At 66.9% G+C, this 14,851-nt stretch carries 15 protein-coding genes and 1 tRNA gene; 8 read left to right on the top strand and 8 right to left on the bottom strand.

Going from position 1 to position 14,851, the window contains the following annotated elements; all coding sequences use genetic code 11:
• Window positions 1–110: 110 nt before the first annotated feature.
• Entirely contained in the window at window positions 111–662 is a 552-nt protein-coding gene (locus NUW51_RS08405) for a hypothetical protein (RefSeq protein ID WP_265587072.1), read from the top strand.
• A gap of 27 nt (window positions 663–689) precedes the next feature.
• Here the strand turns inward: NUW51_RS08405 and NUW51_RS08400 are convergent, their stop codons facing one another.
• The 3 genes from NUW51_RS08400 to NUW51_RS08390 all read right to left on the bottom strand — a co-directional run bounded on the left by NUW51_RS08400 (window position 690) and on the right by NUW51_RS08390 (window position 4,277).
• Window positions 690–1,955 carry a serine hydrolase domain-containing protein gene (locus tag NUW51_RS08400; protein WP_265587071.1) on the bottom strand — a complete coding sequence of 422 codons (1,266 nt, stop codon included), beginning with the start codon at window positions 1,953–1,955 and terminating at the stop codon, window positions 690–692.
• Between the two features lie 122 nt (window positions 1,956–2,077).
• A complete protein-coding gene (locus tag NUW51_RS08395) occupies window positions 2,078–3,088 on the bottom strand; it encodes an NAD(P)H-dependent flavin oxidoreductase (protein ID WP_265587070.1) in 1,011 nt (336 codons plus the stop codon).
• 4 nt (window positions 3,089–3,092) lie between these two features.
• Window positions 3,093–4,277 carry an aspartate kinase gene (locus NUW51_RS08390; RefSeq protein WP_265587959.1) on the bottom strand — a complete coding sequence of 395 codons (1,185 nt, stop codon included), beginning with the start codon at window positions 4,275–4,277 and terminating at the stop codon, window positions 3,093–3,095.
• A gap of 59 nt (window positions 4,278–4,336) precedes the next feature.
• Between NUW51_RS08390 and ubiG the strand changes: the two genes are divergently transcribed.
• Window positions 4,337–5,056 carry a bifunctional 2-polyprenyl-6-hydroxyphenol methylase/3-demethylubiquinol 3-O-methyltransferase UbiG gene (ubiG, locus tag NUW51_RS08385; RefSeq protein WP_265587069.1) on the top strand — a complete coding sequence of 240 codons (720 nt, stop codon included), beginning with the start codon at window positions 4,337–4,339 and terminating at the stop codon, window positions 5,054–5,056.
• Between the two features lie 131 nt (window positions 5,057–5,187).
• On the opposite strand, the gene NUW51_RS08380 is transcribed toward ubiG, so the two are convergent.
• From NUW51_RS08380 to NUW51_RS08360, 5 genes are all read right to left on the bottom strand, one after another.
• A complete protein-coding gene (locus NUW51_RS08380) occupies window positions 5,188–5,859 on the bottom strand; it encodes a glutathione S-transferase family protein (RefSeq protein ID WP_265587068.1) in 672 nt (223 codons plus the stop codon).
• Window positions 5,860–5,937: 78 nt separating this feature from the next.
• Window positions 5,938–6,822, bottom strand: coding sequence for a DUF2059 domain-containing protein (locus NUW51_RS08375; RefSeq protein ID WP_265587067.1), 885 nt, complete (start codon window positions 6,820–6,822; stop codon window positions 5,938–5,940).
• 35 nt (window positions 6,823–6,857) lie between these two features.
• The gene (locus NUW51_RS08370) at window positions 6,858–7,685 is read right to left on the bottom strand and encodes an undecaprenyl-diphosphate phosphatase (protein ID WP_265587066.1); all 828 of its coding nucleotides are present in this window, start codon (window positions 7,683–7,685) and stop codon (window positions 6,858–6,860) included.
• Between the two features lie 3 nt (window positions 7,686–7,688).
• The gene (locus NUW51_RS08365; protein WP_265587065.1) at window positions 7,689–8,642 is read right to left on the bottom strand and encodes a complex I NDUFA9 subunit family protein; all 954 of its coding nucleotides are present in this window, start codon (window positions 8,640–8,642) and stop codon (window positions 7,689–7,691) included.
• A 107-nt stretch (window positions 8,643–8,749) separates the two neighbouring features.
• Complete coding sequence (locus NUW51_RS08360) at window positions 8,750–9,058, bottom strand: PilZ domain-containing protein (RefSeq protein ID WP_265587064.1); 309 nt, start codon at window positions 9,056–9,058, stop codon at window positions 8,750–8,752.
• A gap of 174 nt (window positions 9,059–9,232) precedes the next feature.
• On the opposite strand from NUW51_RS08360, the gene NUW51_RS08355 reads away from it, so the two are divergent.
• The 6 genes from NUW51_RS08355 (at window position 9,233) to NUW51_RS08330 (ending at window position 14,808) form a co-directional block, all read left to right on the top strand.
• A tRNA-Leu gene (locus tag NUW51_RS08355) sits at window positions 9,233–9,319 on the top strand.
• A gap of 37 nt (window positions 9,320–9,356) precedes the next feature.
• Window positions 9,357–10,073: a hypothetical protein gene (locus tag NUW51_RS08350; protein ID WP_265587063.1), complete on the top strand. Its 717-nt coding sequence runs from the start codon at window positions 9,357–9,359 to the stop codon at window positions 10,071–10,073.
• Window positions 10,074–10,163: 90 nt separating this feature from the next.
• The gene (locus tag NUW51_RS08345; protein WP_265587062.1) at window positions 10,164–11,957 is read left to right on the top strand and encodes a PAS domain-containing hybrid sensor histidine kinase/response regulator; all 1,794 of its coding nucleotides are present in this window, start codon (window positions 10,164–10,166) and stop codon (window positions 11,955–11,957) included.
• 41 nt (window positions 11,958–11,998) lie between these two features.
• The gene (locus NUW51_RS08340; RefSeq protein WP_265587061.1) at window positions 11,999–12,520 is read left to right on the top strand and encodes a gamma carbonic anhydrase family protein; all 522 of its coding nucleotides are present in this window, start codon (window positions 11,999–12,001) and stop codon (window positions 12,518–12,520) included.
• Between the two features lie 163 nt (window positions 12,521–12,683).
• Window positions 12,684–13,379, top strand: a complete 696-nt coding sequence (locus tag NUW51_RS08335; RefSeq protein WP_265587060.1) for a pirin family protein — start codon at window positions 12,684–12,686, stop codon at window positions 13,377–13,379.
• A gap of 10 nt (window positions 13,380–13,389) precedes the next feature.
• Complete coding sequence (locus NUW51_RS08330; RefSeq protein ID WP_265587059.1) at window positions 13,390–14,808, top strand: hypothetical protein; 1,419 nt, start codon at window positions 13,390–13,392, stop codon at window positions 14,806–14,808.
• Window positions 14,809–14,851 lie beyond the last annotated feature (43 nt).

Here is a 14,851-nt window from a genome sequence, read left to right as displayed (position 1 = left end):
GGCGGGGCCGAGGAAAGCGACGCTTTTTAGGTCCGCAACGGAGGCTTTGCGGCTGGCGCGGCGGGGCCGGGCGAGGGCAGAGAGGCAGCGCCGAGACGAGGGAGTCGCCGATGAGTTTCCATTTCCCACCCGCCATCGTCGCACCGCGGGAGGCCGTGGTGCCCGATGCGGCATCGGCGGACGGGGGCGGGGACGGGGAGCCGGGTTCCGATAGGGCGGACAGCGCCGCGATCGGGGCGGCGGCCATGCCCTCCCATGCCGAAGCGCTCGAACACCTTTCGGGCGAATTGCTCGAGGCGGTCGACCATTTCCTGTCGGATCAGGACGCGCATCTGTTGGGCATGCGCCTGTCGCGCTTGCTGACGCTGCTGCGCCTCCAGCTGGCACGGGCCGAGCGGATGACGGGGGCGGCGATCATGGAGCGCGGCGATGCGGCGCTGGCGCGGTTGGCCCGGGCGCGGGCGGCGGAATGCGACGCGATAAGCGAACAGCTCGAACGCTTTGCCGGGCGCTATGGCGATGCGGGCAGCGCGCTCGAGAACCTTCCCGGCTTTCGCCACGACATGCGCGCGCTGATCGGCCATCTCGCCGAGCGGATCGAGCAGGAACGGGTCATGATGCCGCGCCTCGCCGCCTGTCTGGCGCAATTGCCGTCGGCCTGAGGCGAAGGATCCGACGGGGATGGCGGCCTAGCGGTAGGCGATCGAGCGCACGTCGAGCAGCAGGTCGAGGACATCGGCGTAAAAGTCGTAACCACCCGGGCCGTTGGTGAAGACGACGATGCCGCGCCCGGTCGCCGCCTCTCCATACATGAAGCTCTGGAACCGGCCGCCATTGTTGCCGCCGTGGTAGAAGAAGCTGCGCGGGCCACTCGTCTCGACGAACAGTCCCATCCCCATCGGCAGGTCGGCATGTTCGTGTGGGCGCGCAAACTGCGGGGTCATCATGAGATTGCGCCAGCCTTCGGGAAGGCGGCCGTCGTTGAGCTCTTCATGGGGCATGAGCAAGGCCATGAAGCGGGCATAGTCGCTGGCGCTGGTGCGCAGCGAGCCGGCGACGGCGGCGTCGAGCACGGCGGGCTGGCTCATCACCGCGCGGCTGTTTCGTTGGTGTGTCGGCGAGGCCGGATAGACCAGCCGCAGCGCGCTCTTCCATTCGCCATAGCGCCAGCTTTCGATGGGGCGCCCGGACCGCTCTTCGAGCGCGGCCATCGACGGGCCGAACTGCGTGCCGAAACGCGAGGCGACCACGATCTTGCCGTCATCGTCCACGCGGTGGCCCGAGGCGAGCCGCGGTTCGATCTCGGGACGCCAGCCCTCGTAGGCGGCGATGCCATGCGGCGCGAAGACAGCTTCCTGCAGGTGCGCGTCGATGCTCTTGTCGGTGATGAACTCGACGACCTGCTGGAGCCAGAGGAAGGCTTCGCCCGAATAGCGCTCCACGCTGCCGGGCGGCGCCTTGGGAATGAGGTCGCGCTCGGCATTCTCGCCATTGCCGCGCCAGTTGGGCAGCCCGCTGCGGTGCGTGAGGACGTGACGCACGGTGACAAGCTTCAACCAGGGATGCTCCGGAAAGTCCTCGGGGACGACATAGTCGGCGAGACGGTCGTCGAGGCCGAGGCGGCCTTGCGCGACGAGCTGGAGCACGGCGTAGGAAAAGACCGGCTTGTTGAGCGAGGCGGCCTGGAAGAGCGTGTCATGGGTGACCGGCTCGCCACTGTCCACGTCGCGAACGCCGAATGCGCCTCGGTAGACGACCTCGCCAGCCTCGAGCACGGCAATCTGGGCGCCGGGGACACGGTGGCGTTCGAGGAGCGCGGCGATGGCGGCTTCCTCGCGAGTGTCGGGGAGCCAGTCGTGTCGCACTTGGGTCGCGACGGAAGCAGGCGCGGGGGCGCTCGCCTGCGCGGTTGTTGCGGCAAGCAATAGGTTCGACATGATCAGTTCGAGAAGCATCGCGTCCCCCTTCGTCGGTTACCCGACAAGCAGGAAGGGAGGACGGCAAGTGCCATCGGCGATGTTTCGACCAAACATGCTTGTCGTTCGACCAACGGCGGTCGGCGCGATGAGAGCGTCGACTAGCCGCGGTTGGAGAGGGCGGCGGCGGCTTCGTCGACCAGTTCGGTGATGATGTCGGCGACGGGTTCCTCGCGCTTGACCATGCCGACCGACTGGCCGGCCATCACGCTGCCGCTCTCGACGTCGCCGTCGATGACCGCGCGCTTCAAAGCGCCTGCCCAATAATGTTCGATCTGAAGCTGGGCTTCGGCCATTTCGACTTCGCCCGAGTCGAGTTTGGCGGCGACTTCGCGCTGCTTGGCGGTGAAATTCTCGGTCTCGCGATTCTTGAGCGCGCGCACAGGGATGACCGGCAGGCGCGGGTCGATCTGGACGCTGGGGATGGCGTCGCGGGCCGAGGCGCGCAGGAACATCTTCTTGAAATTCTCATGCGCGATGCATTCGGTCGCGCAGACGAAGCGGGTGCCGAGCTGGACGCCGACCGCGCCCATTTCGAGATAGGCGGCGATGGCCTCACCGCGGCCGATGCCGCCCGCGACGAAGACCGGCATGTCGGCGGCGACATGGGGCAGGATTTCTTGAGCGAGCACGCTGGTGGAGACGGGGCCGATGTGGCCACCCGCTTCCATGCCCTCGACGACGAGCGCGTCGACGCCCGAGCGCTTGAGCTTCTTCGCCAGCGCGAGCGCGGGGGCGAAGGCGATGAGCTTGGCGCCCGATTGCTTGATGCGGTCGATCGACTTGCCCGAAGGGAGCCCGCCCGCGAGGACGACGTGACCGACCTCGTGGTTGGCGCAGATATCGATAAGATCGTCGATCTGCGGGTGCATGGTGATGAGGTTCACGCCGAACGGCTTGTCAGTCATCGCCTTGGTGGCGGCGATTTCCTTGTCCAAGAGTTCGGGCGGCATGGCGCCGCAAGCGATGACGCCGAAGCCGCCGGCGTTGGAGATGGCGGAGACGAGGTTGCGCTCCGAGATCCAGCTCATCGCGCCGCCGAGGATGGCGTAGCGGGTGCCGAGGAACTCGGTGCCGCGGTGCATCAGTCGATCGAGCTTGTCGTGGCTCATGTGATTATTCCCCCAATTCGAATGCGGCGTGCAATGCGCGGACGGCCACGTCGACCTGGTCGTCGGGCACCAGCGCGCTGGCCTTGAGTTCGGATAGCGTTGCCGCGAGCAGCGGCACCTGTCGGTCGGCGAGCACGTCGAAGACCATGGCGGCAAGCTCGGGATTGGAGCGGATGCCCACGCCGACGACGCTGACCTTGGCAACATTGTCGTCGCTGGTGACGGCGGTATGGCCGATGGCACCCTTCGCGCCTTCAAGGGCCTTGAGGGCGCGCGAAAGATTGGTCTTGGGCACGGTGAAGTGCAGGCTGTCAGAGCCTTGCGCGACCATGTCGACCGAAAGGCCTTCGGCGGCTAGTGCACGCAGCGCGGCGGCGAGACGGCCGGGCTTGTCCTTGGCTTCGAGCTTCACCAGTGCTTCGCCGCGATCGGCGGCGATGCCCGAGATGGCGATGCGTTCCATGGTCGTCTCTTCCCAATTGGTGATGATGGTGGTGCCCGGTTCGTCCTCGAAGGCCGAGCGGACCATGAGCGGCATATCCTCGCGGATGGCGAGGCCAACCGAGCGGACCTGCAGCACCTTCGCGCCCGCGCCCGCCAGCTCGAGCATTTCCTCGGCGCCGACCGCTTCCAACTTGCGCGCGGTCGGTTCGATGCGCGGATCGGTGGTGTAGACGCCGGTGACGTCGGTGTAGATGTCGCAGCGGTCGGCGTTCAGCCCCGCCGCGATGGCGACCGCGCTGGTGTCCGAGCCGCCGCGCCCGAGGGTGGCGATGCGCCCGTCCTCGGTCCGGCCCTGGAATCCCGGGATGACGGCAATGGTGCCCGCGAGCAGCGCGCCGTCCAAGGCACCGCTCTCGATCTTCTCGACGCGGGCGTTGCCGTGGACGCCCGAGGCCTCGAGCAGCTGCCAGCCCATGAAGCTGCGCGCATCATGGCCCTTGTTCTGGAGCGTCATGGCGAGGAGGCCCGCGGTCACCTGTTCGCCAGAGGCGACGACGACATCATATTCGCGCGGGTCGTGATGCGCGGCGGCTTCCTTGCAGAATTGCACGAGGCGGTCGGTCTCGCCCGCCATGGCGGAGACGACGACGCAGGTCTGCGTGTCGTCCGCCGCCTGCCGTTCGACGAGACGCGCGACATGGCGGATCCGTTCGATCCCCGCCATCGACGTGCCTCCGAACTTCATGACGACGCGCAATTGTTTCTCCACGTGGCAAATGCTGTGGGTGCTGGTAGGGTGGGCGCATGGCGAAGACAAGCATCCTGGCCTCGGAGGCCGCGCATTTCGGGTCGATGGCTGGCGACTGGTGGGACCCCAAGGGGGCGTCCGCCATGCTCCACAAGCTCAATCCCGTGCGATTGGGGTTCGTGCGCGAACAGCTCGACCGGCACTTCGGCTTGGACGAGTGCGATTTCTCGCCGCTGTCGGGAAAAAGCGCGATGGACGTCGGCTGCGGCGCCGGGCTGCTCGCCGAGCCGTTGGCGCGGCTGGGGGCCGAGGTGACCGGGGTCGATGCCGCCGAGCCGCTGATCGAGGCGGCGCGGGTCCATGCGGCAGGGCAGGGGCTGGCCATCGACTATGTCGCGGGCGAAGTGGCGGACGTGGACAAGCAGTTCGACCTCGTCACCGCGATGGAGGTGATCGAACATGTCGCCGACCCTCGCGATTTCCTTGCGACGCTGGTGTCGAAGCTGGCGGACGGCGGGCTCCTGATCCTGTCGACGCCCAACAAGACGCCGCTGTCGAGGCTGCTGACGATCACGCTGGCCGAGGGCACGGGGCGTATCCCCAAGGGCACGCACGACTATGACATGTTCATCCCGCCCGAAGAGCTGACCGCGATGCTCGAGGGGCTGGGGATGGAGGTGATCGAGACGAAGGGCATCGCCTTTTCGCCGTCGAAAGGGCTGCATTTGAGCGAGGATCTGAAGCTCAATTATCTGATGAGCGCGCGAAAGGCGTAGGCGCAAGAGGGGTCGGGGCGGCCCGACCCCGTCAGTCCTGTCGATCTTCGATCGCAGGCTGGCCGGCATTCGCGCTCTCTTGTCGAACGACGCTCGCTGCGCTCCGCTTACGTTCGACGCGGGCGCTCCTGCTAAAAGTCCACCTTGTCATAGTGCGCGGGCGGGGCCAGCCCTTCCATGCGCTCGCCCAATAGCGGACGGAAGCAGGGGCGCGACTTCATCACCGCATACCAGTTCTTCGACTGCTCGTGCCCGCGCCAGTCGAGCGCGCCGAGATAGTCGACGACCGACAATTGCGCGGCGGCCGAGAAGTCGGCGAGGCTCAAACTCGGGCCGCCGAGCCAGCGGCGATGGTCGAGCAGATAGTCCATGTAGTCGAGATGCCCGTTGGCCGCGCGCATGGCATCGCGCAGCCGTACGGTGTCGGGGCTGGCGCGAGTGACGAGGCGCTTGAGCATCCGTTCTTCGAGGAGCGGCGCGGTGACGTCGGCGAAGAACTTGCGGTCGAACCAGTCGGCGAGGCGGCGGATTTCGGCGCGCTGGACGGGGCCGCCCTGCAGCATGCCCATCTTCTCGGTGGTTTCCTCGACGAACTCGCAGATGACCTGCGCGCCGGTAAGGACGTGGCCACGCGCCGGATCGACGAGGACGGGGGTCTCGCCCGCCGGGCTCATGTCGAGGAATTCGTCGCGGCGCTCCCACGGATATTCGCGCACCAGTTCGTGGGGCACGCCTTTCTCGCCCAGCACGAGGCGGACCTTGCGGCCGTGGGCACAGAGGGGGAATTGGAAGAGCTGCAACATGGATCAAACTTGCTGATAAGAAAGGCCGCCCGCCCCGTAAAGCGGAGCGAGCGGCCCTTTGCCTAAAAAATCGGCGATTTAGTCGGCCGGCTTGAGGTCCGGGTCTTCTTCCATCGCCTCGGCAGCGGCTTCCATCTCGTGGCTGTCGATGCATTCGACGTCATCGGCCAGTTCCTCTTCGCTGAGATCCTCGCACCACGGGGTGGGTTCGGGGAACATCGGCGGGAGGTGCGCCATGCGCGCTTCCAACGTCTCGCCGAGCGGGACGAGCGTCGGGATCATCGCCGGGATGGCTTCCATGAAGCCGAGATAATATTCGGGCTGGAACCCGATCATCATGTAGTTGCGCGCGAATTTCTGGCCGGTCGGCGTGTCGGCGAAGGCGGCCAGTTCCATGAGCTCGGCCTCGCTATACTGCTTGGCAAAGACTCGGGCGAAGGCGTCGCGCATCGGCGCATCGAAGGCGGCGGCGATGGGCGGCAATTCCTTGTCGAGCACGTCGCGCAGGATCGACAGGCGCTCGTCGAAATGCTCGTCCTCGTTGGCGATCATGGTGGCGATCGACTTGTCGCCCAGCATGGCGAGCATCATGTTAGCGGTCGCCTCGATCTGCTCGGGCGTCATTTCATCCAAGCCGTCGAGGTCGAGTTCGTCGCCCATGTCTTCATCGAGCGCCTTCAGGGCGACGACGATCGACTGGAAGCTCTCGACCACGCCATATTCCTCGGCGAGCTGCGGGATGGGGGTGTAGAGCAGGTGATCGGCATAAGGGCCGACGAGATAGTCGACCAGATATTCGGTATTGCCGGCGGGCCAGATCATGTCGACCGCGCCGCGCGCAAGGTCGATCTTGGCGGCGCTAGGCGCGAGCTCGACGGTCTCGACCTGTGCTTCGGCGGCCACCGCCGGGCTGGCAAGGGTCAGGGCGAGCGCACTGGCGCTCAGGGCGAAAAGCTTCTTCATATTGGTCCCCCCACGGGCGTTGTTGAACGTATGTACTAGATGGCGCCGAGCCAGAAGAGGGCGGCGACGCCGACGATGATACGGTACCATGCGAATGGTGCAAAACCGATTTTCGTGACGATGGCGATAAAGGCCTTAACGACAATATAAGCCACGATGAAACTGACGAGCGCGCCCCAGCCGATCATGGCGAGATCGTCGGCGACCAGCTCGTCGCGCGCCTTGTAGAGCGAGTAGACGGTCGCGCCCGACAGCGTGGGCACGGCGAGGAAGAAGCTGAACTCGGCGGCGGTCTTGCGATCGATGCCGAGCGCCATCGCGCCCATGATGGTGGCGCCCGACCGGCTGACCCCGGGGATCATGGCGAGGCACTGGACAAGGCCGACGGTCAGCGATTTCCTGAAGCTCATGGTGGCGACCGCGCCGCCGACCTGGTCCTCGGGAATGTCGGGACGCGCGGGCGGGTTGGCGAGCTTTTCCACCGCGAGGATGGCGAAACCGCCGATGATCAGCGCCCAGGCGACGACGACGGCATTTTCGAGGAGGTTGTCGATCTGGTCGCCAAAAGCGAGGCCCAATGCGACCGCGGGGAAGAAGGCGACGAGCAGGTTGCGGGTGAAGTCCCACGCATGTTTCGAACCCTCGAACATGCCCTTCAAGACGCCCCAGAAGGTCTTCCAGTAGAGCACCACCACCGCGAGGATCGCGCCGGGCTGAATTGCGATGTTGAACACCGCCCATTCGGCAGCGTCGAAGCCGAGGAGCTCGGTCGCGAGGATGAGATGGCCGGTCGAGGAGACGGGCAGATATTCGGTCAGCCCCTCGACGATGCCGAGGATGAGCACGAGCAGGGTGGTGGACATGGGCTAGGCCTGGCGCGCGGCGCGGCCGAAGCGGCCACCGGGGGTGAAGCGCTCGAGCCAGTTGGGCGCCACCGAGCCCATCGGCGTCGGCGTGATGCCCATGTCCGCGAGGGTGGGGTGCTCGCCGGTCGCGACATTGTCGCGCTGGAGCAAGAGCCACTGGTCCTTGGTGATCGGCGCGCCGGGCAGGAAGCCGAGGCTCGAGATCATGTCGCCCATGACGCGGGGCAGTTCGATGAACTTGGGATCGCGGCCCGCCATGTCGGCAATCTGGTGATTGAGCTCGCGCATGCTCATCGCGTCGGGGCCGGCGACCTCGTAGGTCTTGCCGCCATGGGTCGCGGGATCGAGCGCGGCGCGGGCGATGGCTTCGCCAAGGTCGCGCACGAACACCGGCTGGAAGCGCGTGTCGGGGGCCATGATGGGGGTGGCGGGCAGGTCCATCATGCCGGCGAAGCGGTTGGTGAATTCGTCCTCGGCGCCGAACACGGTCGAGGGGCGCAGGATCGTGGCATGGGGGAAGGCGGCGCGCACCGCGATCTCGCCCTTCGCCTTGGTCTCGGCATAGTGGCTCGGCCCTTCGAGATCGGCGCCCAAGGCGCTGATCTGGACGAAGGCGCTGGCCCCGGCCTCGGCGGCGAGGCGCGCGGCATCGCCCGCCCCATCGACGTGGAGCGCTTCCTGCTTGTTCGTGTCGAAGGTGCCGACGAGGTTGACGACCGCATCGGCGCCCGCGACCGCCGCTGCGATCGTCTCCGGCTTTTCAAGGTTGGCGGGCAGGAGCGCGATCTGGCCGACGCGCGACAGGGGTTGGAGCGTATGCGCGCTCTTGGGATTGCGCTCGGCGATGCGCAGCCGGACATTGTGGCGCAAGAGCGCCTCGGCGGCATAGCGGCCGATGAAGCCGCCTCCACCGATAAGCGTGATGATCTTGGGGGCGGTCGGATCGGACGTCACGATGGTTCCTGTCTCGCTCAAGGCCTTTAGAGAATGAGGGCGTCTCTAGGCGAGCCGTCCTCGTGCTTCAAGGGCGCGAGCGAGGGGGAAGTTCCGCCCTCTCGCCGTCAGGACGCGATGCGGGCGCGCAGATGGTCGAACACGGCGGGGTAGAGCGGCGTCTTGAAGGCGCAGCCGGCAAGATAGGTGTCGGCCCAGCACACCTCGGCCTCGATCGGCTGCAAGCCCGGGAGCGTGACCCACAGTCGTTCGCCGAGGTCGGCCTTGTAGGGCAGTTCGATGCAGCAGCCGCCCGGCGAGAGGTTGCGGATCGAGGTGGGATAGGGCTTGCCCCCGGCATGGCGCGAGCGCACCTCGGCGTCGAGCGCGACGCGCTCGGCACGGCGTGTTTCATTGATCGGGACCTGAGCATTCATCGTTTTACTTTCCTTCCGGGGAAACGACGCATCACTCTGTTCGGCGGTGGATCATTACGCATACGGCGTAAAATTTTTGTTAATTCGTATCAGGGTGCGAGGGGTGCTGATGTTTGCCGTTGACAGGGGGCGGGGCGCTCGCATAGAGGCCGCCTCCTACCGCGAAGCATCTGTGCCCAGGTGGCGGAATTGGTAGACGCACCGTCTTCAGGTGGCGGCGCTCGTAAGGGCGTGGAGGTTCGAGTCCTCTCCTGGGCACCATTTCCTGGCAAGGAACGTGATGCGATCCCTTTTTTCCATGACGCTTTGTCTCGCGCTCCTGTCGGGCTGCGGCGAGGACGCGGTGATGGTCGATCCCGCTGGGCAGACGACGGTCGCCAGGACCAACGCCGACGCGCCTCCTGGCGGGGACGTGCACGAGGCGGTGGTGCCCGGCGGCTGGGAAGTCGAGGCCGAGGCGCGGGGCGACCTCACCGGCGACGGCGCGGAGGAAATCGCGCTGGTCATGCGACGCATCGTCGACAGCGACGCTCGGGCCGCCGACGGATCGCCCTTCACGCCCGGACCGCGCCGTCTCGTCGTCGCCAGGCCGACGACAGGCAGCGCCGCCGACATTCTCGTCACTCATGCGACCTTCGTGCCCGCGTGGGACGACCCGCTCGCCGACGATCCGTTCGCGGGCCTGAGCATCGCGCGGGGCAATCTCGTCGTGGCGCTCGTCGATTTTCGCTCGGTCGGGAGCTGGGCGGCGAGCCGGACCCGATACACCTTCCGCTGGGACGAAGGCGCGCGCGATTTCGCGCTCATCGGCTATGACAAGAGCCGGATCGACCGCAGCACGCTCGACGAAGAAGTGGTCAGCGTGAATTTCCTCAGCGGTCGTCGAAAGCACGTCGGTGGGCGCTACGAGGAGGGGGCGCTGCTCGGGACGCGCTGGAGCGACGTGGACGGCGAGCCGCCGCTCCTCGCCGACCTGCCCGAGGCGCGCGACTACCGCCCGCCTGCGGCGCATTAGCGTCCGAAACGGAGCTATTGGCAAGCCCCGGTTGACCTTTTTCGCCCCAAGCTTTCCCCGCCGGATCACGCGAGGAAAGGAGCAAGGGCGATGAAGGTGAAGGGCAATCTGTGGGCGATCGGGGCCATCGGCCTGATCTATCTTGCCGCGCGGCTGGCGGGGTTCGGGATCATCGCGACCGCCTGTTTCGTCGCGCTGCTGCTGTTCTTCGCGCTGCGCCAAGCGCAGGCGGCGCGCGCGGCGAGCGGGCAGGCCGATGAATTGACCAAGGTCGCCGAACATCGCCGCCTCGCCATCGAGGAGTTGAACGAAGCCAACCGCCTCCTCCTGATGACCGAGGCGACCGCCAACGTGGGCCATTGGCTGGTCGATCTTGAGGAAGAGGAAATCTATTGGTCGGACGAGACCTGCCGCATCCACGGGGTGCCCGTCGGCACCAGTCCCGATCTCCAAAGTGCGCTCGACGTCTATCACCCCGACGACCGCGAGGCGATCGCCGACCTCGTCGATGGGGCATTCACCAAGGGGGAGGATTATCGCTTTACCGCCCGGATGATCCGCGCCGACGGAGAGGTGCGTACGGTGGAGGCGATTGCGAAGGTGGAGGTGAATGACGAGGGCCGCCCCGTCCAGATGTTCGGGGTGTTTCGCGATCGCACCGACGAGCTCGCCAGACAGAAGGAGCTGAAGGACGCGCTCCATGCCGCCAAACATGCGGCGGCGGCCAAGAGCGCCTTTCTCGCCAACATGAGTCACGAGATCAGGACGCCGATGAACGGCGTGTTGGGTTTCACCGACCTGCTGCTCGCCGAACCGCTCGACGACAAGCAGCGCGGCTATGTCCAGCTGATCAGCGACAGCGGGCGGTCGATGCTGGCGCTCCTCAACGATATTCTCGACATTTCCAAGATCGAGGCGGGGCGGCTCGAACTGGCGCGCGAGCCCGTCGACCTGCGCGCCAAGATGGCGAGCTGTGCCGAGATCATGCGCGCTGCCGCGCACGGCAAGGGGCTGGAGATCGATGTCGTCTGCGATCCCGACATTCCGGCTTTCATCGAGGGGGACCGGCTGCGCGTGCGGCAGGTGTTGCTCAATCTGATCGGCAATGCGGTGAAGTTCACCAAGACGGGTGGCGTGCGGCTGGAAGCGCATCGTCGCGGCGGCGAGGAGGGCGCGGACGACCGGTTGGAGATCGCGGTGATCGACAGCGGCATCGGCATCCCGCCGCACCGCCAGAAACAGATTTTCGAGACCTTCGGCCAGGCCGAGGCGACGACCGCGCGCGATTTCGGCGGGTCGGGGCTGGGACTGGCGATCAGTCGCAGGCTCGCCGATGCGATGGGCGGCAAGCTGCGCGTCGAGAGCGAGGAGGGCGTTGGCTCGACCTTCACCATCGCCCTGCCGCTGCGCGAGATCGCATCGCCCGAGGATGCCGTCGCGCCGCCGCCGGAAACGGTCGGGCGGTTCGATAATGTCCGGTTGCTGGTGGTCGAGGACAATGCGGTCAACCAGATGCTGAGCCAGGCCATGTGCGAGAAACTGGGGGTCGAATGCGACATGGCCGAGGACGGGCTGGCGGCGATCGAGGCGATCGAATTGATGGCGAGCGAGGGGCGGCTCTATGATCTCGTACTGATGGACTTGCAGATGCCGCGCCTCGGCGGGATCGAGGCGACGCGGCGGCTGCGCGGCTCGGGCTATGATGCGGCCCGGCTGCCGATCGTCGCGCTCACTGCCAATGCCTTTTCCGAGGATGTCGAGCGCTGTCTCGAGGCGGGGATGCAGGCGCATCTGACCAAGCCCGTGAAGCTCGAGCAGCTGGAGGCGATGATCGCCCAGCATTTGCCCGCCTCGCGCGGCAAGGTGATGGCGATGGAGGCCTGAGACGCTTGCCGCGTGGTGCGGGGCGGGCGTAGAAGAATCGCATGACGCTTTATGCTCTTGGCGACAAACGCCCGCAGCTTGCCGACGGCGCCTGGGCGGCGCCCTCGGCCGATCTTATCGGCGACGTGCGGCTGGGCGCGCGGGCGAGCGTGTGGTTCGGGGCGGTGATCCGCGCCGACAATACGCCCATCATCCTTGGGCCGGAGACGAACTTTCAGGACGGAGCGATCGGCCATTCGGATCCCGACGCGCCGCTGACCATCGGGGCGCGGGTGACGGTCGGGCACCAGGCGATCCTTCATGGCTGCACTGTCGAGGACGATTGTCTCATCGGCATGGGCGCGCGCATCCTCAACCATGCGGTGATCGGCAAGGGCTCGATCGTCGGCGCAGGCGCGTTGGTCACCGAGGGAAAGGTCTTTCCCGAACGCTCGCTGATCGTTGGCGCACCGGCGCGCGCAGTTCGGACCCTCGACGAGGAAGCGGCGCGGCTGCTCGAGGCGTCGGCGAAGCTCTATGCGGAAAAGGCGGCGGTCTATGCGGCGGAGTTGAAGCCGCTCTGACCGTCATCTCAGCGACGGCTGGGATCAATGCCGAGCTACCACGACAATTTGTCCAGACATGGGCCCCAGCCTTCGCTGGGGTGACGGTGTTGGTTACGCGGATGTGCCCTACGGACATCAGCGCCGCTTGAAACGCAGGCGCACCCCCAACCATTTTGTTGTCATGATCGACATCCGACCCTTCGCCTCATTGGGCCATGCGAACCATGGCTGGCTCAATGCCCGTCACCATTTCAGCTTTGCCAATTATCACGATCCCAGCCGCATGGGCTGGGGGCCCATCCGCGTGTGGAACGACGACGAGATCGCCGCCAAGTCCGGCTTTCCGCCGCATCCGCACCGCGACATGGAGATCATTACCTATGTCCGCACCGGCGCCATCACCCATCAGGATTCGATGGGCAACAAGGGCCGCACCGGCGCGGGCGACGTGCAGGTGATGAGCGCGGGGCGCGGCGTGATGCACGCCGAGTATAACCTCGAGGACGAACAGACGACGCTGTTCCAGATCTGGATCGAAACGGGCAAGCCGAACGCCGATCCGGCCTGGGGACAGATGCCCTTCCCCAAGGAAGAGCGCGACGGCGCCTTCCAGTTGCTGGCATCGGGTGATCCCGACGATGGAGCGTTGTCCTTCAACGCCGATGCCAAGGTGTTGGGGGCGACGCTGCCGGCCGGCAAGAGCCTCGAATATAAGGCCGACAAGTCGCGCTATCTCTACCTCGTTCCCTCGGGCGAGGTGACGGTCAACGGCCATTCAGCAAAAGGCCGCGATGGTGTCGCCGTCCATGATGAAGAGAAACTGGTCATCCACGCGGGAGAACAGGACGTCGAACTGGTGCTGGTCGACGCCGCCTAAGCGCTTGCAAATGGGGGGCGAAACTGGTTTGTCGCCCCCCGACATGCACATTCCCACCCTTGCCGCCCGCGCGTTTCTTGCCGGGGCGAGCCTTTTCATCGCCGCTACCAGCGCTTCGGCACAGGACGCGTCCACGGGCAATGTCGTGGCGATCCCGCCGGGCGGGCAGCAGGACGCCGCCCCCGAACGCACGGTCGGGCCCGACAGCCTGCGCGATTTCTCGCTCGATCCCGCCGACCGCCAGCCGCAGGCGCCCGTGGCCGCGCCCGGGCCCGATGGCTCGCAGGCGCAGCCGCAGCGCGCCCCGCAGCGTCAACCGCGCCCTGCACCGACGCGTCCGCCAGCGCCGCAGCAGCCGCAAGTCCAGCCGTCCACGGTGACCCCGTCGACGCCGGTGACGTCGCCCCCGCCGCCCCAAGCGCCGGTGACCTCTCCCGCGGTGCCGAGCCCCGGCGATCTCCCGCCGACCGGAGCCACGCCCTCGCCGTTGGAAGACACGCCGCAGGTCGAGTTTCCGCCGCTCGGCGATCTCGATCCCTCGGCGACGGAAGGCGCGGCCGCCGACGATGATGCTGGCGCGATCGTGCCTCGTGGTTTCGACCCGACCGCTGAGGCTGGCGACGGGTCGGGATGGGGGCTGCTGGCGCTGATGGCCGCGATGGTCGCGGCGACGCTCCTGTCCTTCGTTGCGATCGCCCGGCGACGCAAGCGCCGTCCTGCGCCTGCTGCAGCCGCGCCCGCGCCTGTGCCGCCAGTGGTGCCGAAGCCCCAGCCCGAAACGCCGCCTGCGCCCCAGCCCGAGCCGGCAGCGGAACCGGGCATTTCCGGGCATATCACGACCACGCTCGGTCGCACTGCCGCGACAGCGGCTGCCCCGGCGTCGGCACCGCCGCCCGAGCCCGCCGTACCATCGGGCCTCGTTTCGACCAGCCTCAAGCCCGACCTTGTCGTCGAGGTGCTGCCGGTCCGCTGCGCGCTCGACGAGAATGAATTGTGGGTCGATTATCGCATCGACGTGGTCAATCGCGGCAGCGCGGCGGCGCATAACATCCGCTTCGATGTGGCGATGATCAATGCCGGGCCCGAACAGGCGGCGATGGTCGAGGAATTCGGCGCGCATCCGCAGCCCTTCGACGGCCCCGCGACGATCCCGCTCCTCAGCCCCGGGCAGGGGCGCAGCCTCGGCGGGCGAGCGGCGCTGCCCCTGAAGGACGCGCAGGTCTTCATGATCGATGAACGGCCGTTGATGATGCCGGTGCTGCTCATTGCGCTGCGGCGCACGGCGGGGCCCGACGGGGCGCTAGTGCGCGGGGAAAAGGCGTTCGCCTATATGGTCGGGCGTCAGGGCGGCAGCGAGGGGCGTCTCGCGCCCATTCGCGCCGACGTGCGCCCCAAGCTCATCCGCGACGTGGCGCTGAAGAGGGCTTAAGGGGGGGGGGGCGCGTCCCCCGGACGGCCCGACCCTACAGGGG

Source organism: Sphingomicrobium arenosum (genome assembly GCF_026157085.1).
GTDB classification, from domain to species: domain Bacteria; phylum Pseudomonadota; class Alphaproteobacteria; order Sphingomonadales; family Sphingomonadaceae; genus Sphingomicrobium; species Sphingomicrobium arenosum.
The sequence above is the reverse complement of the archived record's forward strand: the minus strand, read 5'-3'. Positions and strand labels throughout refer to the sequence as shown.